The sequence below is a fragment of the Rhodococcus sp. ARC_M6 genome (assembly GCF_022810305.1).
Classification (GTDB): Bacteria; Actinomycetota; Actinomycetes; order Mycobacteriales; family Mycobacteriaceae; genus Rhodococcus_F.
Genome location: NZ_JALGQH010000004.1, coordinates 321274 through 330689, shown reverse-complemented (window position 1 = coordinate 330689; position 9416 = coordinate 321274). Strand labels below are relative to the sequence as shown.

The following is a 9416-nucleotide window of genomic DNA, read 5'->3' as shown; positions in this document are numbered from 1 at the left end:
CACTTCACCGACAAACGTATCCATCGATTCTCCGACGCGGTTGAGGGTGTGTGCATCCATGTGGGCATGGTCTCGAGAAATCCGTCGAAACTCGAGCGGACACGCCGAGGTAACAAAGTACTACTAGCGTTGCCAGCAGGAATGCCCCTTGCAGCAAGGGGTAATCACGCGTTGTCACCGCGTCGTAGGTGAGCTTGCCCAATCCGGGGTAGGCGAAGACACTTTCCACCACCACAGCGCCCGATAGCAGGGTTCCCACTGTCAGAGTCAGACTCGTGAAAACGGGGAGCAGAGAGTTTCTCAGTGCATGCCCGAGCGCAACCCGCTTTTCGGTGAGCCCCTTGGCCCGAGCGAGCCTGATGAAAGGCTCGTCGAGTACTCCCGTCATAGATGCTCTGGCCAGGAGGAAGAATCCGCCGACACTGGCGATGACCAGCGTCGCGACCGGTAGCACCAACCTGAGGGCAACTGCGGTGAACCAATCCCATCCGCTGACATTGATCGGTACGGCGCCGTAAGAAGGAAACCAACCCAGCTGCACGGCGAATACCGCGATCAAGATCATGCCCACCCAGAATCCCGGCATCGAGTCGACAACGAGAACTCCGGCGACAGTTGCGGTTTCACGGTTCGTCCCGCGATGCCAGGCCACCCAGGTACCCAGCAACGTGCCGATCACCGCGGCAATCAGCATCGCCATCCCGACCAGAACGAGGGTCCACGGGAGCTTTTCCATCAGCAGATCCACGACGGGCCGATTGTGTTGAATCGACATCCCCAGGTCCCCCTGGAGCAGTCCTCCCAAGAATGAGAAGTACTGCTCCACGATAGACCGGTCGAGACCTGCTGCGGAGCGCATCTGCTCGACGTACTCGGGCGCCAGGTTTCCGTCCTCGCCCCCGTAGAGGAAAGTGATCGGATCTCCTGGTGCGAGGTACGGCAGTGCAAAATTGATTGTTACCGCAGCCCACAGGACCAGTAGGTACTGCCCGATACGTCGAAGCGCCGTCATTGAAAGCTCAGCGCACCGGCGCGATAGCGTTGGCGGTCTCCGCTACCTCGCGGGGCAGGAACGACCACTTGTGCACGATGCCGTAGCCGGGAGTTTCGACCCAGCCCCCGAACGTGTCGGAGCGGACGCCGAAGTACTCGTCGGGGTAGTACAAGCCAATGACGGTGGGCTGACGGTTGAACAGATCCTGAATCTCGTCGAGCACCGCGAGACGCGCATCGTTGGTCTCGGTCGCTTTCCACTTCTCGTACAGCGCATCGTATTCGGGGTACGCCACCGACGGCGCCTTCCACAAGTTGCCCGAGCGGTGCGACATGATGAACTGGGTGGAATCCGCCACTGCGTGAGGCGAATTCATGGTGATGTAGAGATCGTAGGTTTTCTTCGTCGCGATGTCGGACAGAGTTCCGGTGTCGACAGCGATCACGTTGGTTTCGATGCCGATCTCGGCGAAGTCCTCGGTGAGCAACTCGGCGGCGCGCACGTCCGGCGAAAGTCCACCGTTGACATGAATACCGAAGGTCAACTTCTCCCCAGCCGCAGTCTCACGAATACCGTCGTCATCCTTGTCGACAAAGCCCATCTCGTCGAGAGTTTTGTTCGCAGCCTCGACGTCATATGGATCCTCGGTCGGGTTTACATAGGGCGCATCCGGGTGGACGTAACCCTGAGTTGCCGGCCGGCCCTGACCTAATCCGACGATCTCGAGAAGCTGATCGCGATCAACGGCCTGGTTCATGGCTGTGCGGAACTTCGCGTCACTGAACGGAGCTTCGAGGAAATTCAACTTCAACTCGGGGTAACGCAACGGCGAGGTCTTGATCACCGAGATCTCCGAGGAACCTTCGAACTCGGCAATCAGCTCAGGTGTCAAAGCTCTTGTCGTGGCATCGATCTGACCCGAACGTAGTGCAGTGAACGTAGCGGAGGAATCCGCGATCACCGGCACGATGATCTCGTCGACGGTCGGTGCGCCGGCAAAGTAATCCGCGTTGGCTTCGAGTCGGTAGCCCGAGGTGGGGCTGTAGTCGACGAGTTTGTAGGGGCCGGTTCCGATCGGGAGGTCGGTGACTTCCTTGGCCTTGGCGGGATCAACCTTGGACCAGAAATGTTCCGGCAGAACGGGAAGATCTGCGAGCGTCACCGTTCCGAGTTCAGGGCACGCGTAATCACAGACAAACCGCACACCCCCGTCGGCGGTGGCCTCGACAGTGGAGATCGACGGAGTGTCGTTCACATGATGGGTGAAACGGCCGGTCGGCGCCGAATGCATGTAGTGGAAACTGAAGACGACGTCGTCAGCTGCAAACGCCTCGCCGTCGTGCCACTTCACGTCATCGCGTAGCTTCACTTCCCACGTGGTGGGGCTTACCTGTTCAACAGACGTTGCCAGCCAGGGCTGCGGGTCGTCGACATACGGCGACGGCGCCAGCAACTTGTCATAGATCATCTCCGTCATCTGATCCGTCTGTCCGGCAAAGATATTGAGTGGACCCGAATCCTTGTCCGTGGCAATGGTCAATGACGTCGCCGTGGCGGGACCGGACAGTGAATCAGCCTCGTCGATACTCGAGCCGCATGCAGTCGCCAACATCACGGGAGTCAGTACAAGAGCGGAGACGCCGCACACACGCCGCCGGGAAAAGTTGGGAAGGCCCATCACGATCTTTCTAGTTAGGTCTGCATTACCTTAGCGAGGTAAGCCTAGCTTAACTAGAATCAATTCTGTGTACCTACGTTCACCGGCGCCCGAAATCTGCCACCGAAACGAAACCGGCCCTCCGGCACGTACGCCGGAGGGCCGGAATCAAATCCGTCACGCTGAGACTGAAGGCGATCAGTAATCGTCCTCCGTGTAGACGATCATTCCGCGCAGATTCTTTCCGGCCAGCATGTCCGCGTACCCCTCGTTGATTTCCTCCAACTTGTAGGTCTTGGTCACCAACTCGTCGAGTTTGAGTGCGCCACTGCGGTAATGGTCGAGGAGCTTCGGAATCTGGGAACGCGGTCCCACTCCACCAAAGATGGCTCCCTGCAAGCGCTTCTGCAGAAGTGTCAGCTCGAACAGACTCAGCGTCACCTGAGAATCAGCGTAGTGGCCCATACCGACGACGACGACCTGCCCACCCTTGCCTGTTGCACTGAGTGCGGGCTGGATCATGTCGCCGTGGATCTCACCGACCGTAATGACCGTGACGTCGGCCATCTTCCCCCAGGTGATTTCGCCGATCGCCGGGAGTGCCTCCTCGATCGAAGCAAAGGTGTGCGTGGCACCGAATTCCTTGGCCTTCTGTCGCTTGAACTCGACCGGATCAATGGCAACGACGAAGCGCGCCCCAGCCGCCGCGGCACCCTGCACCGAGTTGATGCCGACGCCGCCGACGCCGATAACAACCACAGTGTCACCTACTTTGGTGCCGCCGATTGCCGTCGCCGAGCCCCAGCCCGTCGCAACGCCGCAGCCGAGCAGAGCGGCCTTGTCGAGAGGTATGTCTTTCTCGATCTTGATCACCGATGCCTCGTTGACCGTGACGTACGGCGAGAAGGTACCCAGCAAACACATCTGGACGACTGGTTCTCCGTTCAATGTCACACGATGCGTCTTGTCCGAGATCGCCTGGCCGGTCAGCAGGCCCGCGCCCTCGTCACAGATGTTCTGGAGCCCCTTGGCACACGATGGACACCGTCCACAGGCGGGGATGAACGCGAGCACCACATGATCGCCTTCTTCGATATTGGTGACGCCAGCACCCACCTTTGTCACCACACCGGCACCCTCGTGGCCACCGAGAGCTGGATAGAAAGGCAGCGGAGTTGCGCCTGTGCGTAAGTGCTCGTCCGAATGGCACAACCCGGACGCGGCAAGTCGAACCTGGACTTCACCGGCGACCGGATCTCCCAGTTCGACTTCCTCGATCTCCCATGCCTGGCCGGGTGCCTTCACTACTGCTGCTTTGACCTTCACCTGCACTCCTCGAAATTCTTCGTGACGCACGGACGACGACGGACCGAACCGGAATCATGTGTCTCCGATCACACTCCACCCATGAGTGTGCCTGAAACGAAGCGAAAATACCGCTGCTCCGTGCGCCTAGAATGGGCGCAGTGGCCAAAGGAACTCGGAAGACCAAGAATCGCAGCACCGCTCCCGAACAAGGAGAGACCGGCCCCGTCCCCGGAATCTTCCCGATCGACACCGGGACCTGCGAACTTGTTCGCGATCAATACTCCGACACCGGTTGGATAGTGCAGATCAACGGCGTCCCCAGCTCGCACATCGATCTTGCCGATCCGAAGATTCTGGATTTCGAGTACATGAGGTGGATTGCGCACCTCGTCGATTCCGAACGCGATCGAGCAGAGCGGCTGCGCGTACTCCACTTGGGCGGCGGGGCGTGTTCGATGGCTCGGTACTTCGCGGCCATCTATCCCGATGCGCGGCAGGTTGTGGTCGAGATCGACGGCGCGCTGGCGGAATTGGTCCGCAACTGGTTCGATCTTCCGCGGGCACCATTGCTCCGCATCCGCGTGGGCGAGGCTCGGGCCGTCACCGAAACCCTCACCGAATCCACGCGCGACATCATCATCCGAGATGTCTTCGCCGGCAGCAAGACTCCGGTACCGCTGACCACGGCCCAGTTCACCGCCCACGTGCGACGCGTCCTCGCGCCCGGCGGCATCTACCTCGTCAACTGCGGCGACACCCCCGACCTGCAGGGAGCACGGGCCGAAGCTGCAACTATCGGTGCACAATTCGAACACCTGGCGATCATCGCCGATCCCGCGATGCTCAAGGGCCGACGCTACGGCAACATGATCATCGCGGGCAGCGATGTTCCCATCGCCAATTCTCCGGCGCTTGCACGCGAACTACTCGGCGGCGGTGTTCCAGCCCACGTGTGGGGCGACGCGGAGGTTCGGAAGTTCGCGGCAACCGGGTCGGCCTTGCAGGACTGAACCAGCTCTACTCGCCGCCGAAAACCCTCTCCACCACAGCCTTTGCCCGACGCGTGATGCGCAGGTAGTTGTCGAGGAACTCTCCCGCATCATCTCCGTACCCGGCGACCTGCGCCACGGCAGCCAGGACGCGTCCGGGCCCAGGCAACTGATCCGTCGGCTTACCACGAACCAGTACAAGGCAATTCCGTGCTTTGGTCGCGGTAATCCAGGCGTCGCGTAGCAGTTCCACATCTTCTTCGCTGAGCAACTCGGCCGCGCCGATGGCGTCCAGAGTTTCCAACGTCGAGGTGTTGTGCAGGGACTGGATTTTGTCGGCATGGCGCAGTTGAATCAGTTGCACCGTCCACTCGATGTCGGCCAGTCCGCCGCGCCCCAGTTTGGTGTGCGTTGCGGGATCAGCTCCGCGAGGGAGCCTTTCGGAGTCGATACGAGCCTTGATCCTCCGGATCTCGCGAACAGCTGCGTCGTCGACACCACCTTCGGGGTATCGAGTCTTGTCGATCATGTGCAGGAACCGCAGCGCGAGCACGGGATCGCCCGCAACGGGGTGAGCCCGTAGCAGCGCCTGGATTTCCCACGCCTGCGCCCACTTCGAGTAGTAGGCGTCGTACGACTCGAGGGTGCGGACCATCGGACCGTTTCGGCCTTCGGGGCGCAGTCCGGTATCGACTTCGAGAGGCGGATCAGTACTCGGAGCACCGAGAAGTTTGCGTACCTTGTCCGCAATACTGTTGGCCCACTTGACTGCAACGGTTTCGTCGACGCCTTCGAGGGGCTCGCACACGAACAAGACGTCCGCGTCGGATCCGTATCCGAGTTCGCCGCCGCCGAGGCGACCCATGCCGATGACGGAGAAGGCTGCCGGTGCCGGTGCGCCCATTTCCGCAACACTGGCCTTGATGACGGCAGACAGGGACGCATTGAGTACTGCGGCCCACACCGAGGACAACGCCTTGCATACCGCGGGAACATCGAGCATGCCCAGGATGTCGGCCGAGGCGATCCGAGCCAATTCATGCCGACGCAACGAACGTGCCGCAGCGACAGCGCGATTCGGATCACTATGTCGCCCGGAGGCCGTGAGGATTCCGCGGGAGACGTCCTCGGGCTTCGGTTCGATCAGGCGTGGGCCGCTGGGTGAATCCGCGTACAGACGGATCACATCGGGTGCCTTGACGAGCAGATCGGGAAGGTAGGCCGAGGAACCCAGCACCCGCATCAGGCGTTCGGCAACGGCAGCCTCGTCGCGGAGCAACCGGAGGAACCAGGTCTGATCGACCAAGGCATCGGACAACCGTCGATACGCAAGCAGTCCGGCATCAGGATCCGGTGTGTCAGCAAGATATTCGAGCAGTGTCGGCAGCAGTAGCGCCTGAATCCTGCCCTTGCGGGAAGCGCCCCTGGTCAATGCGGTGAGGTGACCCAGCGCATTTTCGGGGGCGGTGTACCCCAACGCCGCCAACTGACGGATCGCAGCGTCCGGTCCGAGAACCATGGCTTCCTTGTCCATCCGAGCCACCGATTCGAGCAGTGGGCGGTAGAACAACTTGGCGTGGAGTCGGCGGATCCGATGCGAGTTCCGCTTGATTTCGGCACGCAACACTCCGAGCGCATCCAGACGTCCGTCGGGACGCATGTGCGCGGCGCGGGCCAACCAGCGCAATGCCTCGTCGTCGTCCGGTGGCGGCAACGTGTGCGTGCGCTTGAGTTTCTGCAACTGCAGACGATGCTCGAGAAGTCGCAAGAATTCGTACGACGCCGTGAGGTTTGCGGCGTCGTCCCGGCCCACGTACCCACCGGCAGCGAGCGCAGTCAACGCATCGACGGTGCTCTGAACATGAAGGGCGTCATCGGCTCGGCCGTGCACCAATTGCAGGAGCTGGACGGCAAATTCGACGTCGCGCAAACTTCCGCGGCCGAGTTTGAGCTCACGCTCACGCATCTCGGCCGGAACCATCTCCTCGACGCGGCGGCGCATGGCCTGCACTTCGGGGACGAAGTCTTCGCGTTCGGACGCAGTCCACACCATCGGACTCATGGCCTCGGCGTACTGACGACCGAGTTCCATATCGCCGGTCATCGGCCGAGCCTTCAGTAGCGCCTGAAACTCCCACGTCTTGGCCCACCGCTTGTAGTACGCGAGGTGGGAGTCGAGTGAGCGCACCAGTTCTCCGCGCTTGCCCTCAGGGCGCAATGCGGCATCAACTTCGAAGAATGCGGAGGTGCCGATCCTCATCATTTCACCGGCTACCCGACTGGCTGTGGCATCGGCCGGTTCCGCAACGAAGACGACGTCGACGTCGGAGACGTAATTCAGTTCACGGGCACCACATTTGCCCATCGCGATCACGGCAAGCCTGATCGGACAGCTACCTTCGGGGCACACTGTGGCGATGGCTACCGACAGCGCAGCGGTCAGTGCGGCATCTGCCAGGTCCGAAAGTTGATGGCCGACAGTCTGATACGGAACGACCGGCTCGTCCTCGACCGTGGCCGCCAAATCGCAGGCAGCCAGCAGCATCAGCTGATCTTTGTACGATTTACGCAGCGCTGCAACGGCTTCCGGACCAGTGACGGTGGCGCGGTACGTCTGCGACCCCGGCCCGGCACCATCGTCGAGACTCGCCCCGACAGAATCGAGCAGCGCAGACGTGGCTTCGTCCTTACTCGGCAATGACGAACCGTCGAGGAGTTTCCACCCGATCGGATCGGCAACCAGGTGATCGCCGAACGCGGCCGACGCACCGATCAACGCCAGGAGGCGACCGCGGACACTCTTGTTCGTGCGCAGCGCGGCATCGAGCTCACGCCAGCCGTCGCCCAGGGACTCCTTGATGCGCACCAGTGTGCGCAACGCGAGGTCCGCATTTGCCGCGCGCGAAAGCGACCAGAGAAGTTCGATGCTGTCGGCGTCGACCCATCCAAGCTGGCGGAGTTCGTCGGCGGCCGTGGACTCGACCAGCCCTAGCCGACCTGGTCCCGGAACTACTGCTCGAGCAGATGGCGGCTTCACCGTCACAGACCGAGGTAGTTCTTGAGCTCGAACGGCGTCACGTGGCTCCGGTATTCCTCCCACTCACGACGCTTGTTGCGGAGGAAGTAGTCGAACACGTGCTCGCCGAGCGCTTCGGCCACGAGTTCGGATTTCTCCATCTCGCGTAGCGCGCCGTCCAGGTCGCTCGGAAGTTCCTTGTAACCCATCGCACGACGCTCGGCGGAGGTCAACGACCACACGTCGTCCTCAGCCTCGGGCGGCAAGGTGTAGCCCTTCTCGATTCCGCGCAGACCGGCTGCGAGCAATACCGCGAAAGCGAGGTACGGGTTGCACGCCGAGTCTGGGCTGCGAATCTCGACGCGACGCGACGACGCCTTGTTCGGCGTGTACATCGGAACGCGGATCAGTGCCGAGCGGTTGGACGGGCCCCATGACGCGGCCGTGGGTGCCTCTCCGCCGTGCACGAGACGCTTGTAGGAGTTGACCCACTGGTTGGTGACGGCACTGATCTCATTGGCGTGCTCGAGGATGCCGGCGATGAATGCCTTGCCAGTTTCCGAGAGCTGCATCGGATCATCCGGATTGTGGAATGCGTTGGTGTCGCCTTCGAAGAGGCTCATGTGAGTGTGCATGGCCGAACCGGCCTGATCGCTGAACGGCTTGGGCATGAAGCTCGCCCGCACACCTTCACCGATCGCGACCTCCTTGACGACGTAGCGGAACGTCATCACGTTGTCGGCCATCGACAGTGCGTCGGCGTAGCGGAGATCGATCTCCTGCTGGCCGGGCGCGGCCTCGTGGTGGCTGAACTCGACGGAGATGCCCATCGATTCGAGAGCGTCGATCGCATGACGACGGAAGTTGGGCGCCGAATCGTGTACGGCCTGATCGAAGTAACCACCGGAATCAGCCGGGATCGGCGGTGTGCCGTCCATCGGGCCGTTCTCGAGGAGGAAGAACTCGATCTCCGGATGCACATAGCAACTGAAGCCCAGATCGCTGGCCTTGCTCAGCTGGCGACGCAGCACGTGGCGAGGATCCGCCCACGACGGCGAACCGTCCGGGTTCGTGATGTCGCAGAACATGCGCGCGGAATGCTGCGCACCGTCCTTGTGGGCCCAGGGAAGAACCTGGAATGTCGACGCGTCCGGGCGGGCAACGGTGTCGGCTTCGGAGACTCGGGCGAATCCCTCGATGGCAGAACCGTCGAAACCGATTCCCTCTTCGAAGGCACCTTCGAGTTCGGCGGGGGCGATCGCCACCGATTTGAGGTAACCGAGAACGTCGGTGAACCACAAGCGGACGAACCGAATGTCGCGCTCTTCCAGGGTACGAAGCACGAATTCTTTTTGGCGATCCATGTCCGCGAGAGTAAGCAAGCCACGTTAAATCTGTGTTACATCAGTGGTCGGAGTTGTCCGAGTGATTTGTCACCCTCGCATCTGCGCA

Annotated in this window: 6 protein-coding genes; 1 reads left to right on the top strand and 5 read right to left on the bottom strand. The window is 61.4% G+C overall.

Features of this window, described 5'->3' with window-relative positions:
* Positions 1 to 4: 4 nt before the first annotated feature.
* The 3 genes from MTX36_RS08225 to MTX36_RS08215 form a co-directional block, all read right to left on the bottom strand.
* Positions 5 to 1012 (bottom strand): ABC transporter permease, encoded by a 1008-nt coding sequence (locus MTX36_RS08225; RefSeq protein WP_243619217.1) that lies wholly within the window; start codon positions 1010 to 1012, stop codon positions 5 to 7.
* A 7-nt stretch (positions 1013 to 1019) separates the two neighbouring features.
* A complete protein-coding gene (locus MTX36_RS08220) occupies positions 1020 to 2672 on the bottom strand; it encodes an ABC transporter substrate-binding protein (RefSeq protein ID WP_243619216.1) in 1653 nt (550 codons plus the stop codon).
* A gap of 177 nt (positions 2673 to 2849) precedes the next feature.
* Positions 2850 to 3977 carry an NDMA-dependent alcohol dehydrogenase gene (locus MTX36_RS08215; RefSeq protein WP_243619215.1) on the bottom strand — a complete coding sequence of 376 codons (1128 nt, stop codon included), beginning with the start codon at positions 3975 to 3977 and terminating at the stop codon, positions 2850 to 2852.
* Between the two features lie 131 nt (positions 3978 to 4108).
* Between MTX36_RS08215 and MTX36_RS08210 the strand changes: the two genes are divergently transcribed.
* Entirely contained in the window at positions 4109 to 4969 is an 861-nt protein-coding gene (locus tag MTX36_RS08210; RefSeq protein WP_243619214.1) for a spermidine synthase, read from the top strand.
* A gap of 7 nt (positions 4970 to 4976) precedes the next feature.
* Here the strand turns inward: MTX36_RS08210 and MTX36_RS08205 are convergent, their stop codons facing one another.
* Both MTX36_RS08205 and glnA read right to left on the bottom strand, forming a co-directional pair.
* A complete protein-coding gene (locus tag MTX36_RS08205; RefSeq protein ID WP_243619213.1) occupies positions 4977 to 7991 on the bottom strand; it encodes a bifunctional [glutamine synthetase] adenylyltransferase/[glutamine synthetase]-adenylyl-L-tyrosine phosphorylase in 3015 nt (1004 codons plus the stop codon).
* A complete protein-coding gene (gene glnA, locus MTX36_RS08200; RefSeq protein ID WP_243619212.1) occupies positions 7988 to 9328 on the bottom strand; it encodes a type I glutamate--ammonia ligase in 1341 nt (446 codons plus the stop codon). The genes MTX36_RS08205 and glnA overlap by 4 nt, the downstream gene beginning before the upstream one ends.
* Positions 9329 to 9416: the final 88 nt, after the last annotated feature.